20 protein-coding genes are annotated in these 21079 nt (G+C 39.8%); 18 read left to right on the top strand and 2 right to left on the bottom strand.

The window, feature by feature from the left end:
* Nucleotides 1-386 precede the first annotated feature (386 nt).
* Nucleotides 387-1073 (top strand): FadR/GntR family transcriptional regulator, encoded by a 687-nt coding sequence (locus tag QSH13_RS11340; protein WP_109406947.1) that lies wholly within the window; start codon nucleotides 387-389, stop codon nucleotides 1071-1073.
* Between the two features lie 82 nt (nucleotides 1074-1155).
* On the top strand, nucleotides 1156-2553 hold the full coding sequence (mdtD, locus tag QSH13_RS11335; RefSeq protein WP_109406948.1) for a multidrug transporter subunit MdtD: 1398 nt from the start codon (nucleotides 1156-1158) through the stop codon (nucleotides 2551-2553).
* A gap of 69 nt (nucleotides 2554-2622) precedes the next feature.
* Here mdtD and rbsK read toward each other — a convergent pair whose 3' ends face one another.
* Nucleotides 2623-3552, bottom strand: coding sequence for a ribokinase (gene rbsK, locus QSH13_RS11330; RefSeq protein WP_109406949.1), 930 nt, complete (start codon nucleotides 3550-3552; stop codon nucleotides 2623-2625).
* Nucleotides 3553-3833: 281 nt separating this feature from the next.
* Here rbsK and ravA point away from each other — a divergent pair, with 281 nt between their 5' ends.
* On the top strand, nucleotides 3834-5333 hold the full coding sequence (ravA, locus tag QSH13_RS11325) for an ATPase RavA (protein WP_109398569.1): 1500 nt from the start codon (nucleotides 3834-3836) through the stop codon (nucleotides 5331-5333).
* A 7-nt stretch (nucleotides 5334-5340) separates the two neighbouring features.
* Nucleotides 5341-6798 carry an ATPase RavA stimulator ViaA gene (gene viaA / locus QSH13_RS11320; protein WP_109398568.1) on the top strand — a complete coding sequence of 486 codons (1458 nt, stop codon included), beginning with the start codon at nucleotides 5341-5343 and terminating at the stop codon, nucleotides 6796-6798.
* Here viaA and asnA read toward each other — a convergent pair whose 3' ends face one another.
* A complete protein-coding gene (asnA, locus tag QSH13_RS11315) occupies nucleotides 6799-7791 on the bottom strand; it encodes an aspartate--ammonia ligase (protein ID WP_109406951.1) in 993 nt (330 codons plus the stop codon). It abuts the gene before it with no gap.
* A 159-nt stretch (nucleotides 7792-7950) separates the two neighbouring features.
* Here asnA and asnC point away from each other — a divergent pair, with 159 nt between their 5' ends.
* The 14 genes from asnC to glmU all read left to right on the top strand — a co-directional run bounded on the left by asnC (nucleotide 7951) and on the right by glmU (nucleotide 20922).
* Nucleotides 7951-8412: a transcriptional regulator AsnC gene (asnC, locus tag QSH13_RS11310; protein WP_109398566.1), complete on the top strand. Its 462-nt coding sequence runs from the start codon at nucleotides 7951-7953 to the stop codon at nucleotides 8410-8412.
* 101 nt (nucleotides 8413-8513) lie between these two features.
* Entirely contained in the window at nucleotides 8514-8954 is a 441-nt protein-coding gene (gene mioC, locus QSH13_RS11305) for an FMN-binding protein MioC (protein ID WP_109398565.1), read from the top strand.
* Between the two features lie 377 nt (nucleotides 8955-9331).
* Nucleotides 9332-11230 (top strand): tRNA uridine-5-carboxymethylaminomethyl(34) synthesis enzyme MnmG, encoded by a 1899-nt coding sequence (gene mnmG / locus QSH13_RS11300; protein ID WP_109398564.1) that lies wholly within the window; start codon nucleotides 9332-9334, stop codon nucleotides 11228-11230.
* On the top strand, nucleotides 11227-11853 hold the full coding sequence (gene rsmG, locus QSH13_RS11295) for a 16S rRNA (guanine(527)-N(7))-methyltransferase RsmG (protein ID WP_109398563.1): 627 nt from the start codon (nucleotides 11227-11229) through the stop codon (nucleotides 11851-11853). Before mnmG ends, rsmG begins: the two co-directional genes overlap by 4 nt.
* A 613-nt stretch (nucleotides 11854-12466) precedes the next feature.
* Nucleotides 12467-12844 (top strand): F0F1 ATP synthase subunit I, encoded by a 378-nt coding sequence (gene atpI, locus QSH13_RS11290; protein WP_109398562.1) that lies wholly within the window; start codon nucleotides 12467-12469, stop codon nucleotides 12842-12844.
* A 31-nt stretch (nucleotides 12845-12875) separates the two neighbouring features.
* Entirely contained in the window at nucleotides 12876-13700 is an 825-nt protein-coding gene (atpB, locus tag QSH13_RS11285; protein WP_023583322.1) for a F0F1 ATP synthase subunit A, read from the top strand.
* A 45-nt stretch (nucleotides 13701-13745) separates the two neighbouring features.
* A complete protein-coding gene (atpE, locus tag QSH13_RS11280) occupies nucleotides 13746-13985 on the top strand; it encodes a F0F1 ATP synthase subunit C (RefSeq protein ID WP_004246596.1) in 240 nt (79 codons plus the stop codon).
* Nucleotides 13986-14046: 61 nt separating this feature from the next.
* Complete coding sequence (gene atpF, locus QSH13_RS11275; RefSeq protein ID WP_109398561.1) at nucleotides 14047-14517, top strand: F0F1 ATP synthase subunit B; 471 nt, start codon at nucleotides 14047-14049, stop codon at nucleotides 14515-14517.
* A gap of 12 nt (nucleotides 14518-14529) precedes the next feature.
* Nucleotides 14530-15063, top strand: a complete 534-nt coding sequence (gene atpH, locus QSH13_RS11270; protein WP_006534344.1) for a F0F1 ATP synthase subunit delta — start codon at nucleotides 14530-14532, stop codon at nucleotides 15061-15063.
* Between the two features lie 14 nt (nucleotides 15064-15077).
* Nucleotides 15078-16619 (top strand): F0F1 ATP synthase subunit alpha, encoded by a 1542-nt coding sequence (atpA, locus tag QSH13_RS11265; RefSeq protein ID WP_006534343.1) that lies wholly within the window; start codon nucleotides 15078-15080, stop codon nucleotides 16617-16619.
* Nucleotides 16620-16677: 58 nt separating this feature from the next.
* Complete coding sequence (gene atpG, locus QSH13_RS11260; protein WP_006534342.1) at nucleotides 16678-17541, top strand: F0F1 ATP synthase subunit gamma; 864 nt, start codon at nucleotides 16678-16680, stop codon at nucleotides 17539-17541.
* 34 nt (nucleotides 17542-17575) lie between these two features.
* On the top strand, nucleotides 17576-18958 hold the full coding sequence (gene atpD / locus QSH13_RS11255; protein ID WP_023583323.1) for a F0F1 ATP synthase subunit beta: 1383 nt from the start codon (nucleotides 17576-17578) through the stop codon (nucleotides 18956-18958).
* Nucleotides 18959-18979: 21 nt separating this feature from the next.
* Nucleotides 18980-19396: a F0F1 ATP synthase subunit epsilon gene (locus tag QSH13_RS11250; RefSeq protein WP_006534340.1), complete on the top strand. Its 417-nt coding sequence runs from the start codon at nucleotides 18980-18982 to the stop codon at nucleotides 19394-19396.
* A gap of 152 nt (nucleotides 19397-19548) precedes the next feature.
* Complete coding sequence (gene glmU / locus QSH13_RS11245) at nucleotides 19549-20922, top strand: bifunctional UDP-N-acetylglucosamine diphosphorylase/glucosamine-1-phosphate N-acetyltransferase GlmU (protein WP_196544742.1); 1374 nt, start codon at nucleotides 19549-19551, stop codon at nucleotides 20920-20922.
* The last annotated feature ends 157 nt before the right edge of the window (nucleotides 20923-21079 follow it).

Here is a 21079-nt window from a genome sequence, read left to right as displayed (position 1 = left end):
CTCTGCGAGTGCCCACACAGATTGTCTGATAATTTGTTAAAGAGCAGTGCAACATTCGCTGCCGTTTCCGGTCTTCTGCGTTGTTGCGAGGAGGCGTATATTACGTTATTCCTCTGAAGAGTCAAGAGTTTTTTCAAACTTTTTTCTTTTCTCTTCACCGTCCTGCGTGGCTTGTTGTTTGCTCATCGCCGGTCAGTGGGTGCGCATTATAGGGGGTTCTCGGATTAGCGCAAGTGTTTATTTCAATTTTTTTTCTGTTCGCTTTTTTTTTCAACAAAATAAAGAAAAACGCTCTAAATTTATGCTGATAGCGTAAAATCCGAACAGCTTTCTCTAGCTGACTCACGTAAGATAGAAGATAAATTATGGTATAGGTAACCTTTATTATGCAATTTAGCGAACAACGTTCAGCTTCTCAAAAGAATCTTTCTTATATAGTTGCTGAAAAATTAGGTAAACAAATTCTTTCTGGTCACTATGAGCCTGAATCTTTGTTACCAGGAGAAATAGAATTAGCAGAATTACTCTCCGTCAGCAGGACTGTTATTCGAGAAGCAATAAAAATGCTTGCAGCTAAAGGAATGCTTTTACCTCGACCTCGAATAGGTACTCGTGTTACACCAATGCAAAATTGGAATCTATTAGATAATGATCTTCTTAATTGGTGGATAGACAGTGGTGAATTTAATAAAGTCGGCCATTATTTCCATCACGTTCGTTTAGCCATTGAACCTCAAGCCTGTTATTTAGCCGCATTTAATGCAACCGAAAGCCAAAAACAGTCTCTTGTTTTATTTGGTAGAGAGATGCAGTTGCTCGATGAGAATTTCGATAGACAGCATTGGCTAGATATCGATACCCAATTTCACTATCTCATTTATCAAGCTAGTGGCAATCCATTCTTTGCCTCTTTCGGCTCATTATTTCTTTCTGCTTATAAAAAGTATTTCGATCTTATTGTGGGTAATGAAACTGTTCAACCAGAAACACATAACCAAATTGTTCAAGCAATTATTGATAAGGACGGAAATAAAGCACGTGATCTCTGTTTAATCTTATTAACAAGTGATTGAATAGTTTTAATACAAATTTGGTAGGTTTTCTGTTTATAATGAAGCGATAATCAAAATATAGAACAAAGACGGTATATGCTTCATGTTGAAATCCGCCAAAAATATGTCTGGGTTGCCTTGGATTGCTGCAATGGCTTTTTTTATGCAAGCTCTCGATGCAACTATTCTTAATACGGCATTACCAGACATAGCAAAAAGCCTTAATCATTCTCCTCTCGCTATGCAATCGGCTGTTATCAGCTATACCTTAACTGTTGCATTATTAATTCCTGTCAGTGGATGGTTGGCTGATAGATTTGGAACGCGTAAAGTTTTTATTATTGCGGTTTCTTTATTTTCAGGTGGATCTTTATTATGCGCACTTTCTCCTAACCTTGCTTTTCTTGTTATTTCACGAATTATACAAGGTATAGGTGGCGCAATGATGATGCCAGTTGCACGCCTTGCTTTATTAAGAGCTTATCCACGTAGTGAATTACTCCCCATTCTCAATTTTGTCACAATGCCTGGATTAGTAGGTCCTATAGTAGGACCTCTTTTAGGAGGGGTATTAGTTACTTATGCCTCTTGGCATTGGATATTTATTATAAATATTCCTATTGGCCTATTAGGTATTTTCTATGCCATAAAACATATGCCTAATTTCACTATGCCAAAACGTACATTTGATTTACTAGGATTTATTTTCTTTGGTTTTGGCTTAGTTATGCTTTCTGTCAGCCTTGATCTTTTTGGTGATAAAAATATCTCTAGATATATTCCTATTGCCATTATTTTAGGAGGATTTTCTTTGCTGGGTTTATACATAAATCATGCAAGACGCCACCAGCAACCACTTATCCCCCTCAATATATTTAAGACTCGAACTTTCTCTGTCGGTATTGCTGGAAATATAGCAACAAGATTAGGCACTGGCTGTATTCCTTTCTTAATGCCTCTTATGTTGCAAGTAGGGTTTGGCTACCCTGCAATTATTTCCGGTATGATGATGGCTCCAATGGCTCTAGGGTCAATTTTAGCAAAATCATTTGTCACAAAGATCTTAGTGAAATTTAGCTATCGCCGAACACTCTTTGCTATCACTATTATTATTGGTTTGATGATCGCTCAGTTTTCACTTCAATCACCTGATATGTCTATTTACTATCTTGTCATTCCGCTCTTTTTATTAGGAATGGTCATGTCTATACAATTTACATCAATGAATACAATTTCATTGGCTGATTTAACAGACAACAATGCTAGCTCAGGAAATAGCGTTTTAGCTGTCACCCAACAATTGGCAATTAGCTTTGGTATTGCAGTGAGTGCATCTATTTTAGGATATTTTGATACAGAAAAAGTGGGCACTACCGTTGATAACTTCCATTATACTTTTATTACTGTTGGTATCATTACATTGCTTTCTTCCTTTGTATTTTTACTCCTTGATAAACATGATGGCGATAATCTGACGAATAAAAAGAAAAAAGCCGGATAACTTTATTCCATTCAAACTAAAAAAGAGAGCATATGCTCTCTTTTTTTATCTATAAAATAGAAAAATACATTACAAAGATGAAGCTAAAAAAGCATCTACCTCATGACGCCATGGTACTGATGGCTGAGCGCCTGCTCGAGTAACAGCAATGGCTGCTGCTGCATGAGCAAATTTAATCGCTGGCATCATAGATTGTCCTTCTAATAAAGCGGTGATTAGCGCACCATTAAATGTATCGCCAGCTGCGATAGTATCAACAGCTTTCACTTTAAATGCAGGAACAATACAACCTTTATTATTTTTCTCACTCACCCAAACTCCACGGCTTCCTAATGTAATAAGTACCGTTTTAATACCTTTATGATGTAGTACATCCGCAGCTAGCTGTGCACTTTCATCATCAATCACTTTAATTCCAGTCAAATATTCAGTCTCTGTTTCGTTTGGAGTAATAATATCGACAAGTGATAATAGCTCATCAGGTAATGCTTGAGCTGGTGCAGGGTTTAGTATTACTTGCACATTTTCTTGTTTAGCAATTTCAGCAGCTTTCAATACGGAATCAAGTGGAGATTCTAATTGCATTAACAGAGCATCAGCTTCTTTTATAATATTCCCATAGCGCTGAACGTAACTCGTATCTAATCGCCCATTAGCACCAGCATGAATACCAATAACATTTTCACCCTGTTGATTAACGAAAATAAGTGCAACACCCGTTGCTACATCATCAATTAACTCAATGCTATTAGTATCAATGTTATCCGTCATTAACTGAGCTTTGGCTTTCTTACCAATATCGTCATTCCCTAAACAAGCGAGAAATGAAATATTAGCACCACAACGCCCAGCAGCAACCGCCTGATTAGCACCTTTACCACCAAATACCATTTGAAATTGGTTACCTGAAATAGTTTCACCAGGAAGCGGAAAATGAGCAACATTAAGAATATGATCTGCATTAACACTACCTAAAATCACAAGTTTCTTCGCTTCCATGATTCTTCCTTACTTTCAGTAATAAATTCTAGATATATTGCATAAATGACATTCAATATTTTAAACCGATCATCTCAGCAACATTAATGAAAAAACGTGATCTTCATCGAAACGTTTCGCTAGTAAAACAAAAAAGAACCAAAAATAAGCAGTAGGAAGCTGAATCGATTTTTGTTATAAACAATTTGTGTGCTAATAGAATGTTTGACTATATGTCAGCAATCCCTTTCTGATATTTTCAGAGGGATATCGAAAATAAGTACCCATTATTAGGAGTGTTTATGCAACTTGCAGAGCGGATTTCACAACTTAGCCAATATCTTGAAACTGGGCTTTATGAGCGGCAGTCAGCTATCCGTCTTTGTCTACTTGCAGCACTGAGTGGCGAGAGTGTTTTCTTACTTGGTCCTCCTGGTATTGCTAAAAGCTTAATAGCCAGAAGAATGAAAGAAGCCTTTAAAGAGGCTAAAGCTTTTGAATACCTCATGACGCGTTTTTCAACACCTGAAGAAATTTTTGGTCCTTTATCTATTCAAGCCTTAAAAGATGAAGGCAAATATCAGCGTTTGGTTGAGGGATATTTACCTGATGCTGAAGTTGTCTTTCTCGATGAGATATGGAAAGCTGGACCCGCTATTCTTAATACGTTATTAACGGCAATTAATGAACGCAAATTTAGAAATGGAGAAGCTGAAGTCGCTATTCCAATGCGTTTATTAGTATCTGCCTCTAATGAGCTACCTGATCCGGACAGTAGCCTTGAAGCACTATATGACCGAATGCTTATTCGTATTTGGTTAACAAAAGTTCAGGATAAGAAAAACTTTCGTGCATTACTTATTAATAAAGAGGTTGGCTCTTTTGATATTCCTGAACATATCAAAATTACTGCAGAAGAGTTCCTAGGTTGGCAATCCGAATTAGAAAAGATCACTTTAGATGACCATTTATTCGATTTGATTTATCAACTTCGTGAGTCTTTAGATAAAAGTGATGCTGCACCTTATGTTTCAGATAGACGTTGGAAAAAAGCGGTACGCCTTTTACAAGCCAGTGCTTTTTTTAATGGTCGTAGCACTATTTCACCATTAGATCTTATTTTATTAAAAGATTGCCTGTGGCATGACCAAGCATCATTTGCATTGTTAGATACGTTATTACAAAACCTTTTAACAGAACAAGCCTACCACCAGCTAGAGTTGATTAGAAAAATAGAAAGTTTATGGGCTGAATGGATGCAATCGACAAGAAGTAAACAAGAGCAACAGGCTTTTCGTTTTGAAAAACAAAGTGGAATGTTTGGAAGAAACATACATTTTAGCCTATCAGATAAAATGCAATCTGATAAATTCACCTTGTTTTTACATATCCCTCTACATATCCACAGTATTCAAGTTAACTTTATTACTCTTGAGAAAAAAGCATTAGAGAACTTTTTGGCTAAAGGGGATGAGTTATTAGCACGTTTGAATGGTATTGGTTTCCCACAATCAATTAACGCACAAATACGCCAAGATGGCGTACTAGAAATATTGGATGTAAGTCGTCGAACAACATCTCTTTATCAGCAAAAAGAGACTGTACCAACGACACCTATTGAAGATAACCAAGAGTGGCAAGATAGATTAAAAGATCTAACTCAAGAAATTTATAGTGAACAAGAAAAATTTAATCATCATCAACCAAATTTATTTATTGATAATGATTGGCTTATATCCATTGAGCAAAGTTTTGTTCAACTTAATGAAAAATTATCGCAATTAAAAAGCCAAATAAAGTGATGATATTATGCTGACACTTTCAACATTAGATATGCTTTTAGCCATAAATGAAGGGCAGCTTATTGAGGAAGTTATTATTGCTATACTTGCATCACCTCAGTTAGCGGTATTTTTTGAAAAGCATCCAAGACTCAAAAAAGCCTTACTGAAAGATATCCACCAATGGAAAAAGAGCTTACAACAAAGAGTAAAAGAGACATTAGTGCCTACAATGATTGCTGATGAATTTGCCCTTTATCAACAAACTCAGTCATTAGGTAACGCTATATTTAATCAGCGAGTAGAGCAAATACTGGCTGAATTAAGCAAGCTAGACTCCGCTTTTACTGAAGAAGCATCACAATTGCTTAAAGCCAATAAAGCTTTTTCACCTGCTCAACAAGCTTTATTTATGCAACACTGGCGAGTAAGTTTAATTTTCCAAGTCACTGCATTACACAAAGCCCTATTTGACCAAGAACAAGAACAACTCCTTGCAGAACTCCAGGAACGTTTAGCGCTAAGTGGAAGCTTAAGTAATACATTCTCAGAAAATGAACGTGCAGCAGGACGCTTATGGGATATGAGTAAAGGCGTTTTAACAAAAACACCTTACGATGAGAAAATAATTCAACGTTATAGCGACTTTCTCGATCAACAACCCGAATTACATAAACTTGCAAGTTTGCTCGGTCGTAGCAAAACAGCTAAATCACTTCCTGAAGAGAGTGTTATTTTTGAACCTGTAACTATTGTTGAAAAAGCACCAGATACCACGCCAGAGCAAGTTAATGGAATAGGACTCAGTGATGATATCTTACGTTTACTTCCCGCAGAACTCGCCTTATTAGGTATAAATGAAATCGAATATGAGTTTTATCGAAAACTGGTGGAGAAACAGCTTAATACCTATCGATTACAAGGCGATAATTGGCAAGAGCGGACGGTGTTACGCCCAGTAACTCATCATCATGATGAAGAAAGACCAAGAGGGCCTTTTATTGTATGTATTGATACATCAGGTTCGATGGGGGGATTTAATGAACAGTGTGCTAAAGCCTTTGGATTAGCATTGATGAAAATAGCGTTAGCTGATAATCGTTCATGTCATGTTATGTTATTTTCTACTGAAACGGTACATTATCAATTGTCATCATCTAATGGTCTGCAAGAACTTATTAAGTTTTTGAATCAGTCATTTAGAGGAGGCACAGACTTAAGTGCTTGTTTAGATAATGTCGCAGAAAAACTAAATAGCCCAGCATGGAAAGATGCTGATGCTGTTGTTATTTCTGACTTTGTCGCCCAAAGGTTACCCGAAAACCTAATCAACAAAATCAAAAAAAGCCAACAGCAACAGCACAATCGCTTCCATGCGGTTACCCTATCCAATTACGGTAAACCCAGCATCATGAAGATCTTTGACCATATATGGCGTTTTGATACTGGATTAAAAAGTCGTTTACTTCGACGCTGGCGCCAATAATTACAGCATATCGACGAAAGCTAAGCGGGTATCTTTTTCCCATACACCGCATTGTACTTGTCCAATGTGCTCTTTTTGTAGCAGTAACATCACTAAACGAGATTGACCAATACCACCACCAATAGTTTGTGGCATATCACCATGCATTAATGCTTTATGCCAATCCAGCTCAAGGCGCTTAGTATCATCAGTTAATGTTAACTGACGCATTAATGTTTCAGGATCGACGCGGATACCCATTGATGACAATTCAAATGCATCTTGTAAAACAGGGTTCCAGACAATAATGTCACCGTTTAAACCTTCAAATCCATCTTCGTTTGGTGTTGTCCAGTCATCATAGTCTGGCGCTCTTACATCATGGGCTTCACCACTTGATAATTTGCCACCAATACCAATTAAGAAAACAGCACCATATTCTTTAGCAATCGCTTTTTCACGGCCTTTAGCATCAAGGTCCGGATAACGACGCAGTAACTCTTCAGTGTGGATAAATTGAATTTGATCTGGCAGGAACGGTACCAGACCAAATTCTTCGCTGACGGCTTTTTCAGTTTCTTTTATTGCCTGATAAATTTTACCCACTGTCTGCTTAAGATAAGGAACGGTACGATCCTTAGCTTCCATCACTTTTTCCCAGTCCCACTGATCAACATAAACTGAGTGGATCTGAGTTAAGCGATCTTCGTCTGGTCGCAAAGCTTTCATATGAGTATAAAGCCCTTGACCAGAACTAAATCCAAAACGACCTAATGTTTTACGTTTCCATTTAGCTAATGAATGAACAACCTCAAAAGTAGAATCTGGTAAAGATTTGACTTTAACTTGTACTGCCTTCTCATGACCAGATAAGTTATCTTGAGTTCCATCACCAAGGCGACTTAAGATTGGTCCTTGAACTTCAATCAGTCCTAATTCTTTTTCCAGCAGTCGTGAAAAATAAGATTTAACAAAGCTAATTTGCTGTTGAGTCTGGATGAATGATTTTTCCATTTTTTGTATCCCTTGTGGTGATGTCGTATTTGCTGATATAGATTAAGCAACAAAATGGGTACTAAATTCAATATACTTCATTAAAAATAGCCTTACTTGTTTTAAATCGTTAAAAATAACGCTATAAAAATGTATTATCGTTAAAAACAGAGGGGATTTATGGACAATATTTATCAGATCGATAATCTCGATCGTGACATACTTCACGCATTAATGGCGAATGCGAGAACACCTTACGCTGAATTAGCCAAAAAATTTGAAGTTAGCCCTGGCACAATTCATGTTCGAGTAGAAAAAATGAAGCAGGCAGGAATTATTACAGGAACTCGTGTTGATATTAGTGAAAAGCAACTCGGTTTTGATGTCTGCTGCTTTATTGGCATTATTCTTAAGAGTGCAAAAGACTATCACACAGCATTAGATAAATTAGGAAAGTTAGATGAAGTTGTAGAGGTGTACTACACAACAGGACAATACAGTATTTTTACAAAAGTTATGTGTAAAAGTATAGAAGCTTTACAAGACGTACTTATCAACAAAATCCAGACAATTGATGAAATTCAGTCAACAGAAACCCTGATCTCACTGCAAAACCCGATAATAAGGACGATCAAGCCATAAGAAGAAATTCTTATTTTTTTTTTATAACCACATTATCCACAGGTAGATCCCAAGTGATTCACAGCGTACAATAGCGCGTCTTAAACATAAGGAGATCATTAATGAAAAAAGTCACTCTTATTAGTGGCAGCACCATGGGTAGTGCTGAATATGTCGCAGAACACCTTGCAGAGATCTTATCTGATGAAGGATTTGAGACAGATCTGCACCATGGGCCTTCTCTTAATGATCTTCCAAATGAAGGGATCTGGCTGGTGGTCACATCAACACATGGTGCAGGTGATCTTCCTGACAACCTACAACCTTTTGCTAATGAAATATCAGCAGACTCAGTTGATCTTAGTAATGTCACCTTTGGTGCGATCGGTATAGGAAGTAGTGAATATGACACTTTCTGTGGCGCGATTAGAACATTAGATCAAAAATTGGTGGAAAAAGGGGCTACTCGTCTCGGTGATCGACTCGAAATTGATATTCAAAAGTACGACATTCCAGAAGATCCAGCTGAAGAATGGATAGCTTCTTGGAAAAATTTACTTTAATTTGCACAAAAAAACAGCAAACGAATGTGGATAACTATGCTTAAAAGCAGGGGTTAACCCGTAGTTATCCATTGCATAAGGCTATATCAAGAAATGACCTGTGTATAAGTCATCATTTTGATCCCAGCTTATCAGCAGATAGATCACGGATCATTCACAGTATATGATCCTTTACACTTTTATGATCTTTAAATAGAAAATCCACTTATCCACAGAGGATCGCTTCCTTAATAAAAGATCTAATAAAGAGATCTTTAAATAAAAAGATCTTTAAATAATTACCTGCGGATCTGCTCGCTTGTATCTGTCAAAAAGTTGAGTAGAATTCGTTTTCCCAATGCAACACATTCAGCATTCGTAACATTTAAGGTTCACACATGTTTTATCCAGAACACTTTGACGTCATTGTCATCGGTGGTGGTCACGCCGGTACAGAAGCCGCTATGGCTGCAGCTCGTATGGGGCGTCAAACCCTATTACTGACCCACAATATTGATACTTTGGGCCAAATGTCTTGTAACCCAGCTATTGGTGGGATTGGTAAAGGGCATCTGGTAAAAGAGATCGATGCCATGGGTGGATTAATGGCAACTGCAATTGACCATGCAGGGATCCAATTTAGAACCCTTAACGCAAGTAAGGGGCCAGCTGTAAGAGCAACAAGAGCACAAGCCGACCGTGTTCTTTATCGCCAAGCTGTTCGTACGACTCTAGAAAATCAACCTAATTTAATGATCTTCCAACAACCAGTTGAAGATCTCATTGTTGAGAACGACCAAGTAACAGGAGCTGTTACTCGCATGGGCTTAAAATTCCGTGCTAAATCTGTTGTTCTAACGGTAGGGACTTTCCTTGATGGAAAAATCCATATTGGTTTAGAAAACTACAGTGGTGGTCGTGCGGGTGATCCACCATCAGTATCGTTATCACACCGATTACGCGAATTACCTCTACGTGTAGGTCGTTTAAAAACAGGTACACCGCCTCGTATTGATGCAAGAACAATTGACTTTAGCCAATTAGCCGTTCAGTTAGGTGATACTCCAATGCCTGTTTTCTCGTTTTTAGGTAATGTGGATCAGCATCCTGAACAAATGCCTTGCCATATCACGTATACAAACGAAAAAACGCACGAAGTTATTCGTAATAACCTCGATCGTAGCCCAATGTATGCTGGTGTCATCGAAGGAATAGGCCCTCGTTATTGCCCATCTATTGAAGATAAAGTGATGAGATTTGCAGATCGTAATTCACATCAGATCTTTTTAGAGCCAGAAGGTTTAACAAGTAACGAAATTTACCCAAATGGTATTTCAACAAGCTTACCTTTTGATGTTCAAATGCAAATCGTAAATTCCATGAAAGGCATGGAAAATGCGAAGATCATTAGACCTGGTTACGCTATTGAATATGACTTCTTCGATCCTAGAGATCTAAAACAAACGCTAGAAAGCAAATTTATCAATGGGTTATTCTTTGCTGGACAAATAAACGGTACTACGGGTTATGAAGAAGCGGCTGCGCAAGGTATGCTTGCAGGGCTTAATGCGGCTCGTTACGCCTTTGATCAAGAAGGTTGGTTCCCGCGTCGTGATCAAGCATACATTGGAGTCTTAGTTGACGATCTTTGTACTCTTGGTACAAAAGAACCCTACCGTATGTTTACTTCTCGTGCTGAATATCGCTTGATGTTACGTGAAGATAATGCTGATTTACGTCTAACCGAAATTGGTCGTAAATTAGGCATGGTTGATGATACTCGCTGGGCAGAATTCAGTGAAAAAGTTGAACTTGTTGAAAAAGAGCGCCAGCGTTTAAGAAATATTTGGGTTCATCCTCAAGCTGATAATCTTTCAGAAATCAATGAATTGCTAAAAACACCATTATCTAAAGAAGCTAATGGTGAAGATTTATTACGTCGTCCTGAAATGACTTACAACATACTAAAAAATATCACTCGTTTCGCGCCTGGTATTGATGATTCAAAACCGCAAGCTGCTGAACAAGTTGAGATCCAAGTTAAGTACGAAGGTTATATTAATCGCCAGCAAGATGAGATTGAAAAACAACTGCGCAATGAAAACGCAGCGTTACCGATTGATCTGGACTATAAACTAGTTAGCGGATTATCTAACGAAGTTATTGCAAAACTAAACGATCACAAACCTACCTCGATCGGACAAGCATCTCGGATCTCAGGTGTCACACCTGCAGCGATTTCCATTTTATTAGTTTGGTTGAAAAAACAAGGTCTATTACGCAGGAGCGCATCATGAGTGACTTACTTAATCGGCTAAAAAAGCTGGCTAAGCAAGCCAATATAGAGCTTACAGATATTCAAGCTGAAAAACTCACGGGTTATGTCGCTATGCTTGATAAATGGAATAAAGCTTACAACCTCACATCAGTGAGAGATCCACAGCAAATGCTTATTCGTCATATTTTAGATAGTATTGTTGTGAGCCAATATCTTGAAGGTGAAAAATTTATTGATGTGGGAACTGGGCCTGGATTGCCTGGTATTCCTCTGGCAATAATGCGTCCCGATCACCACTTTGTTTTATTAGATAGCTTAGGTAAACGCGTTCGCTTTATGAAGCAAGTTCAGCACGAACTAGGACTTAATAATATCGAGCCTGTTCAATACCGTGTGGAAGAATACCAAACAGAGCAACCTTTTGATGGTGTTATCAGCCGAGCATTTGCCTCTATGAAAGATATGCTTTCTTGGTGCTCTCATTTAGTGACTGAAAAACACGGTCGTTTTTATGCATTGAAAGGACAAATTCACCAAGAAGAGTTAGATGAACTTGTTGATAATGGATTAAAAATGCCTGAAAAAGTGATTAGTTTATCCATACCTGAATTGAATGAGCAAAGACACTTGGTGATTATTTAATCAAATCTTGGGTGTCTCATCGATCATTTTTTCATTTTTTGTGCTCTGGCGATAATATTTACAATGTTATCGCCATTTGTTTTATGGGGGTTATGAGAAATACTTACATTTACTTTATTAAAACAATAAATTAACAAATTATTATCTTTTTCTTTAATTCTCTTTGTAACCTTAGTTTTTCTCTTTTTATTTTCAAAATAAATTACTAATTCTGTGCATTATAAAAATATTGAATTTATTTAATTCAAATACAGTTAATTCTTTTTCAATTGCCACTAATTTGTTCATAAAAGGGCATTTATTTGTTAACTCTGTTATATAATTTATGAAATTAATTTTATTTTTGCTTTTATATTTGTGATATCTATCACGCTATTTGTTTTTTTCAGTACTATTATTTTTACTCTTTTTGTTCTTAATCATTTTTCATAAATGGAACCTTGGTAATAAATTTAAATTAATCTTCACTTTTTCGCTACTTATTGATTGAATTCATTGCCACGCCCCGTATAATTTGCTCGTTTTTGTCACTTGACACTTTATAGCAAAGACAGTTTGATACATCATTCAGTAATACCTTTTACGATAGCTAGGTCTGGAGAATACAAACGTCATGTCTGTCTCCCTCTACAACGGGAAAGTTGCACTGAAACTGTTATTTTTGCAGTTTATGACTTTTGTTATTCTCAGTGCGAGTTTCTTTTTAAAGAGTACAGACTGGAGTTTTTCGGCTTTTTTAGGCGGGTTGGCATGTTGGTTACCCAATATTGCTTTTCTTTTGTTAATGCGCTTACAAAAAGTCAATGAAGAAAAAGCTCCAGTTCGCATAAACTGGCTTTTTGCTTTCAGTGAAGGGTTGAAGGTTATATTATCAATAACCTTGCTGATTGTTGCTTTAGGAGTGTTTAAAGCGGCATTTGCACCACTGGTCATGACCTACTTAGCGGTGCTTGTTATGCAGGTCGTTGCACCAGCCGTCATTAACGGTTAGCGTTTTTAACAACAAAAGGGTAATTGGCATCATGTCTGCATCAGGAGAAGCATTAACCACTAGAGACTACATAGGTCACCACCTGAATAACCTTCAGTTGGACCTGCGTACTTTCGAGTTGGTCAATCCCCATGCTGAAAATGCGCCATCATTCTGGGTGTTAAATATTGACTCACTTTTCTTTTCAGTACTGATGGGAGCTCTATTCCTATGGCTGTTTAGAAAAGTAGCAGTAAGAGCAACCAGTGGCGTACCGGGAAAATTCCAGACTGCAGTAGAAATGATCATCGGTTTCGTTGATAGCAGCGTCCGTGATATGTATCACGGAAAGAGCAAGGTCATTGCACCTTTGGCATTGACTGTGTTCGTTTGGGTGCTGTTAATGAATGCCCTGGATTTATTACCAATCGACTTCATCCCTTATATCGGTGAACACATCTTAGGGTTACCTGCGTTACGCATCGTTCCGACTGCGGACGTGAGTATTACTCTATCGATGGCAATTGGTGTATTTATCCTGATCCTTTTCTATAGCATTAAGATGAAAGGCATAAAAGGGTTTACAAAAGAGCTGACTTTACAGCCTTTTAATCACCCAATTTTTATTCCTATCAACTTAATCTTGGAAGGGGTAAGCCTGCTATCAAAACCTGTTTCCCTCGGTCTTCGACTGTTTGGTAACATGTATGCAGGTGAACTGATCTTTATTCTTATTGCTGGTCTGTTACCGTGGTGGTCACAGTGGTTATTAAGCCTTCCTTGGGCAATATTCCACATATTGATTATTACGTTACAAGCATTTATTTTCATGGTTCTAACGATTGTTTATCTGTCGATGGCATCTGAAGAACATTAATTATTAACTCTTTGAAGAAATAACTGAAACAAACTGGAGACTGTCATGGAAAACCTGAGTATGGATCTGCTGTACATGGCTGCCGCTATTATGATGGGTTTAGCTGCAATCGGTGCTGCAATCGGTATCGGAATCCTCGGAGGCAAATTTTTAGAAGGTGCTGCTCGTCAGCCTGATCTGATCCCTCTTCTGCGTACACAGTTCTTTATCGTTATGGGTCTGGTTGACGCCATCCCAATGATTGCTGTGGGTCTGGGCCTTTACGTGATGTTTGCTGTTGCCTAATGATGGTAATGAGCAGTAAAAGCATCAAGTTAGTTAATAACCAAGAAAGAGGTATTGTGCTGTGAATTTAAATGCAACAATCCTCGGCCAGGCCGTCGCATTTGTCCTGTTTGTTTTGTTCTGTATGAAATTCGTATGGCCACCAATTATGGCGGCCATTGAAAAACGTCAAAAAGAAATTGCTGACGGTTTATCATCTGCAGAACGTGCTAAAAAGGACTTAGATTTAGCGAAAGCCGATGCAGGCGATCAGCTAGCGAAAGCAAAAGCAGAAGCTCAAGCAATCATTGAATCAGCGAATAAACAACGCGCACAAATGATTGAAGATGCTAAAGCAGAAGCAGAGCAAGAACGTAGTAAGATCGTTGCACAAGCTCAATCCGAATTGGATGCAGAGCGTAAACGTGCTCGTGAAGAACTTCGTAAACAAGTCGCAATGCTGGCTATCGCAGGTGCCGAGAAAATTATTGAACGTTCCGTGGATGAAGCTGCTAATAGCGACATCGTTGATAAACTGGTCGCTGAACTGTAAGGAGGGAGGGGCATGTCTGAAATAGCAACGGTAGCTCGCCCCTACGCCAAAGCAGCTTTTGACTTTGCTGTGGAAAACCAGGCTGTCGATAAATGGCAGGTTATGCTGGCGTTCACCGCTGAAGTAGCACGCAATGAGCAGGTAACCGAATTACTTTCTGGTTCTTTAGCATCAGAAAAACTGGCTGACATCTTTGTTGACCTTTGTGGTGAACAATTAGATGGTCATGCTCAGAATTTAATTCGTGTTATGGCTGATAATGGCCGTTTATCAACGTTGCCTGAAGTATTGAGCCAATTTATTCAATTGCGCGCAGTACTCGAGTCAACGGTTGACGTTGAAGTAACTTCTGCCATTGAGCTAACTAAACAGCAGCTAGCTAACATTTCTGCAGCGATGGAAAAACGTCTATCACGCAAAGTGAAGCTGAATTGCAAAATTGATAAGTCTGTTATCGCAGGCATGATTATACGCGCCGGTGACCTCGTCATCGATGGCAGTATTCGTGGCCGTTTAGAGCGATTAACAGACGTCTTGCAGTCTTAAGGGGACTGGAGCATATGCAACTGAATTCCACTGAAATCAGCGAACTGATCAAGCAGCGCATTGCTCAGTTCAATGTAGTGAGTGAAGCTCACAATGAAGGTACGATTGTATCCGTTAGTGACGGTATCATTCGTATCCACGGTTTAGCCGAAGTTATGCAGGGTGAGATGATCGCACTGCCAGGTAACCGTTTCGCTATCGCACTGAACTTAGAGCGCGACTCTGTTGGTGCGGTTGTGATGGGTCCTTATGCTGACTTAGCAGAAGGCATGAAAGTTAAATGTACAGGTCGTATTCTGGAAGTACCTGTTGGGCGTGGTCTGCTTGGCCGAGTGGTAAATACACTAGGTGAGCCGATTGATGGTAAAGGTGCCGTAGAGCATGATGGATTCTCACCTGTTGAGATGATTGCTCCTGGTGTTATCGACCGTCAATCAGTTGATCAGCCTGTACAAACAGGTTACAAATCCGTCGATGCCATGATCCCAATTGGTCGTGGTCAGCGTGAATTGATCATCGGTGACCGTCAAACAGGTAAAACTGCTCTTGCTGTCGATGCGATCATCAACCAACGCGACTCTGGCATTAAATGTATCTATGTCGCTATCGGTCAGAAAGCCTCTACTATTTCGAACGTTGTTCGTAAATTAGAGGAACATGGCGCGTTAGAAAACACCATTGTTGTTGTTGCTTCTGCATCAGAATCTGCTGCGTTGCAATACCTCGCTCCTTATTCTGGTTGCGCAATGGGTGAATACTTCCGTGACCGTGGTGAAGATGCTCTGATTATTTATGATGACCTGTCTAAACAGGCTGTCGCATACCGTCAAATTTCTCTGTTACTTCGTCGTCCACCTGGACGTGAAGCATACCCTGGTGATGTTTTCTATCTGCACTCCCGTTTACTGGAGCGTGCTGCTCGTGTTAATGCTGAGTATGTAGAAGCTTTCACTAATGGTGAAGTTAAAGGTAAAACCGGCTCTCTGACTGCGTTACCAATTATCGAAACGCAAGCAGGGGACGTTTCTGCATTCGTTCCTACGAACGTAATCTCTATTACCGATGGTCAGATCTTCTTAGAATCTAACCTGTTTAACGCAGGTATCCGTCCAGCTGTTAACCCAGGGATCTCCGTATCTCGTGTTGGTGGTGCAGCTCAGACTAAGATTATGAAGAAACTTTCTGGTGGTATCCGTACTGCACTTGCGCAGTATCGTGAGCTGGCAGCATTCTCACAGTTCGCTTCAGATCTGGACGATGCTACCCGTAAACAGCTGAACCACGGTCAGAAAGTGACTGAATTGCTGAAACAGAAACAGTACGAACCTATGTCTGTCGCACAACAGTCTTTATCACTGTTTGCTGCAGAACGTGGTTATCTGGAAGATGTTGAAATTTCAAAAGTTGTGCCATTTGAAGCGGCTTTATTAGCTTATGCCTCTCGTGAACATGCTGATTTATTGAAAGAAATCAACCAGACTGGTACTTATAACGAAGAAATCGAAGCGAAGCTGAAAGGCGTGCTAGAAAACTTCAAAGCGACTCAGTCCTGGTAATAACTATTCGGCCTAATAGTTAAACATTAGGCCGTCTGGTTCATGAGGAGAAGCAGAAATGGCCGGCGCAAAAGAGATACGTTCGAAGATCGCCAGTGTGCAAAACACACAGAAGATCACTAAAGCGATGGAGATGGTCGCCGCGTCGAAAATGCGTAAAACGCAGGAACGCATGGCAGCCAGCCGTCCTTATGCAGAAACCATGCGCAGTGTGATTGGTCACCTTGCGTTAGGGAATCTGGAATACAAACATCCATACCTCGAAGAGCGTGAAGTTAAACGTGTCGGGTACCTGGTTGTTTCGACCGACCGTGGTTTGTGTGGTGGTTTGAACATTAACTTGTTCAAAAAACTGCTGGCAGACATGAAAGAGTGGTCTGAAAAAGGTGTGCAGGTAGATTTAGCTCTAATCGGTTCTAAAGCCGCGTCATTCTTTGGCTCAGTAGGCGGGAATGTTGTTGGTCAAGTAACGGGTATGGGTGATGATCCAAAACTGTCAGACCTTATCGGTCCAGTTAATATCATGTTGCAGGCTTATGACGAAGGTCGTTTAGATAAACTGTATGTGGTGGCAAATAAGTTCATCAATACCATGGCTCAAGAGCCTAAAATTCTTCAGGTTTTACCATTACCACCAGGTGATGATGAAGAGCTGAAAGAAAAATCTTGGGATTATCTGTACGAACCTGATCCTAAGGCGTTACTGGATACTTTGCTGCGTCGTTATATCGAATCGCAAGTTTACCAGAGCGTCGTAGAGAACTTAGCGAGTGAGCAGGCCGCCCGAATGGTTGCGATGAAAGCCGCTACAGATAACGGTGGTAACCTGATTAAAGAATTGCAATTGGTGTACAACAAAGCACGCCAAGCAAGTATTACTCAGGAACTTACAGAAATTGTGTCTGGTGCAGCCGCGGTATAACAGCTAGGTTTACGAATTACGTAGAGGATTCAAGATGGCTACTGGAAAGATTGTCCAGGTAATCGGCGCCGTAGTGGACGCCGAGTTCCCTCAGGATAGCGTCCCTAAAGTATACGACGCTCTTGAGGTTATGAATGGTAAAGAAAAACTGGTGCTGGAAGTTCAGCAACAGTTAGGCGGTGGTATCGTTCGTTGTATCGCAATGGGTACATCTGATGGTTTAAGCCGTGGTTTAAAAGTTGAAAACTTAGGCCACCCAATTGAAGTACCAGTAGGTAAAGCAACACTGGGACGTATCATGAACGTTCTGGGTACACCTATCGATATGAAAGGTGATATTGCAACTGAAGAACGTTGGTCTATCCACCGTGAAGCGCCAACCTACGAAGAGTTATCAAACTCACAAGAACTGCTTGAAACCGGTATCAAAGTAATGGACTTAATCTGTCCGTTTGCTAAAGGTGGTAAAGTAGGTCTGTTCGGTGGTGCGGGTGTTGGTAAAACAGTTAACATGATGGAATTGATCCGTAATATCGCGATCGAGCACTCAGGTTATTCTGTATTTGCCGGTGTTGGTGAGCGTACTCGTGAGGGTAACGACTTCTATCATGAAATGACGGATTCTAACGTTCTTGACAAAGTATCGTTAGTTTATGGTCAGATGAATGAGCCACCAGGAAACCGTCTGCGTGTCGCATTGACGGGTCTGACTATGGCTGAAAAATTCCGTGATGAAGGCCGTGACGTACTGTTATTCGTCGATAACATTTATCGTTACACCTTAGCCGGTACTGAAGTATCAGCACTGTTAGGTCGTATGCCATCAGCAGTAGGTTACCAACCAACATTGGCTGAAGAGATGGGTGTTCTGCAAGAACGTATCACTTCAACCAAAACAGGTTCTATCACTTCTGTACAGGCCGTATACGTACCTGCGGATGACTTAACTGACCCATCACCAGCAACAACGTTTGCTCACTTAGATGCGACAGTTGTACTGAGTCGTCAAATTGCTTCACTAGGTATCTACCCTGCGGTTGACCCACTGGATTCAACCAGTCGTCAGTTAGACCCACTGGTAGTTGGCCAAGAGCACTATGATGTGGCTCGTGGTGTTCAGTCTATCCTGCAACGTTATCAGGAACTGAAAGACATCATCGCTATCTTAGGTATGGATGAACTGTCAGAAGAAGATAAACTGGTTGTTGCGCGTGCGCGTAAGATCCAGCGCTTCCTATCTCAGCCATTCTTCGTTGCTGAAGTATTTACCGGTTCACCAGGTAAGTTCGTTTCCCTGAAAGACACTATCCGTGGCTTTAAAGGTATTCTGAACGGTGATTATGACCACCTGCCAGAGCAGGCGTTCTACATGGTTGGTACTATCGAAGAAGCAGTAGAAAAAGCTAAGAAGCTTTAATACGGCTGACGGGAGGTTGATATGGCCGATACATCGTTCCACCTGAAAGTTGTCAGCGCTGAAAAGCAGTTATATGACGGCGAAGTCAAACGAATTCAGGTAACTGGTAGCGAAGGTGAGCTCGGTATTTATCCGCAGCATACCCCGTTATTAACTGCCATAAAACCGGGCATGGTACGTGTCGTAAAAACATCGGGCGAAGAAGAGGTTATCTACCTTTCAGGTGGTATTCTCGAAGTTCAGCCGACGGGCGTCATTGTACTGGCAGATACAGCTATCCGCGGGCGTGATTTGGATGAAGCGAAAGCGTTGGAATCTAAGCGTAAAGCTGAAGAACACATTCAATCCTCTCATGGTGATGTTGATTATGCTCAAGCATCAGCAGAACTAGCTAAAGCGATTGCAAAACTACGTGTAATCGAATTGACTCGACGTTGATGTAAATAGGCAGTCTATGAATAAAAAAGCCAGTTGGTTCTTCGCTAACTGGCTTTTTTGCGTCATGAAATATTTTGTGTGACGAAATATGTAGTATTATTTGGCATAAACAGGTTTACTTGCCATTCTTTACGGGAGTTATCAGGTTAATTATGTCTAATTCAGCTAAAAGCGTTGTTATTCTTGCTGCGGGAAAAGGCACCCGCATGTATTCACAGTTACCTAAAGTTCTTCATAAACTTGCGGGTAAATCCATGGTTCAACATGTGATTGATACCGCCAAGTCATTAGGCGCTCAACAAACACACCTTGTCTATGGACATGGTGGTGAACTCATGAAAGAAAAATTAGGTTCACAACCTGTTAATTGGGTACTACAAGCAGAGCAACTAGGAACAGGTCATGCAATGCAACAAGCTGCGCCTTTCTTTGCTGATGATGAAGATATCCTGATGCTTTATGGTGATGTTCCACTTATCACTAAAGAAACGTTAGAACGTTTAATTGAAGTCAAACCAGAAGGTGGCATTGGCTTATTAACGGTTATTTTAGATAACCCAACTGGTTATGGCCGTATTGTTCGTGAAAATGGCGAAGTGACTGGCATTATCGAACAAAAAGATGCTTCTGAAGAACAACTCAAAATTACTGAAATCAACACGGGTATTTTAGTCGCAAACGGTGGTGATTTAAAACGTTGGTTAAGTAAGCTCGATAATAACAATGCACAAAAAGAGTATTACATTACTGACATTATCGCGTTAGCGTATAAAGAAGGTCGTAAAATTGAAACGGCTCATCCTCGTCGTCATAGTGAAATGGAAGGCGTGAATAACCGTTTGCAACTGGCTGCATTAGAACGTATTTACCAAACAGAGCAAGCTGAACGCTTATTATTAGAAGGTGTTATGTTGCTTGATCCTGCGCGTTTTGATTTACGTGGCACATTAACTCACGGTAAAGATGTCGTGATTGATACTAACGTTATTATTGAAGGTGATGTGACTTTAGGAAATAACGTTGAAATTGGTACGGGATGTGTCCTGAAAAATTGTGTAATTGGTGATAATTCTATTATTAGCCCATATACGGTGATCGAGGATGCAAACTTAGCACAAGAGTGTACTGTAGGACCTTTTGCACGCCTTCGTCCGGGTAGTGAGTTGGCGGATAAAGCTCACGTGGGTAACTTTGTTGAGATGAAAAAAGCAAGCTTAGGTGTTGGCTCTAAAGCCGGTCATCTGACTTACTTAGGCGATACTGAAGTCGGTGCTAACGTTAATATTGGTGCAGGTACTATTACTTGTAACTATGATGGTGCGAATAAATTCAAAACAGTTATTGGTGATGATGTCTTTATTGGTTCAGATACCCAATTAGTGGCACCTGTTACTGTTGCTAATGGTGCAACAATTGGCGCAGGAACAACACTCACTAAGAACGTGAATGAAAACGAATTAGTGATTAGCCGAGTTAAGCAAACTCATATCAGTGGATGGAAACGTCCAGTGAAGAAAAAACAATAATTTTAAGAAAAGGGCGTATATTTAATTAGCGCCCTTTTCTTGTACGCTATTATTCTAAAAACAAAAATATCCCCGCTTTCTACAATGGCTTGGGGGAAAAAAATAATCAGGTATAAGACATCCAAGTGCGAATAAATGCACAGTTTTAGGAATAACA

Source organism: Proteus faecis (assembly GCF_030286765.1).
In the GTDB taxonomy this organism is placed as follows: Bacteria; Pseudomonadota; Gammaproteobacteria; order Enterobacterales; family Enterobacteriaceae; genus Proteus; species Proteus faecis.
This window is presented reverse-complemented; position numbering and strand designations above follow the sequence as displayed.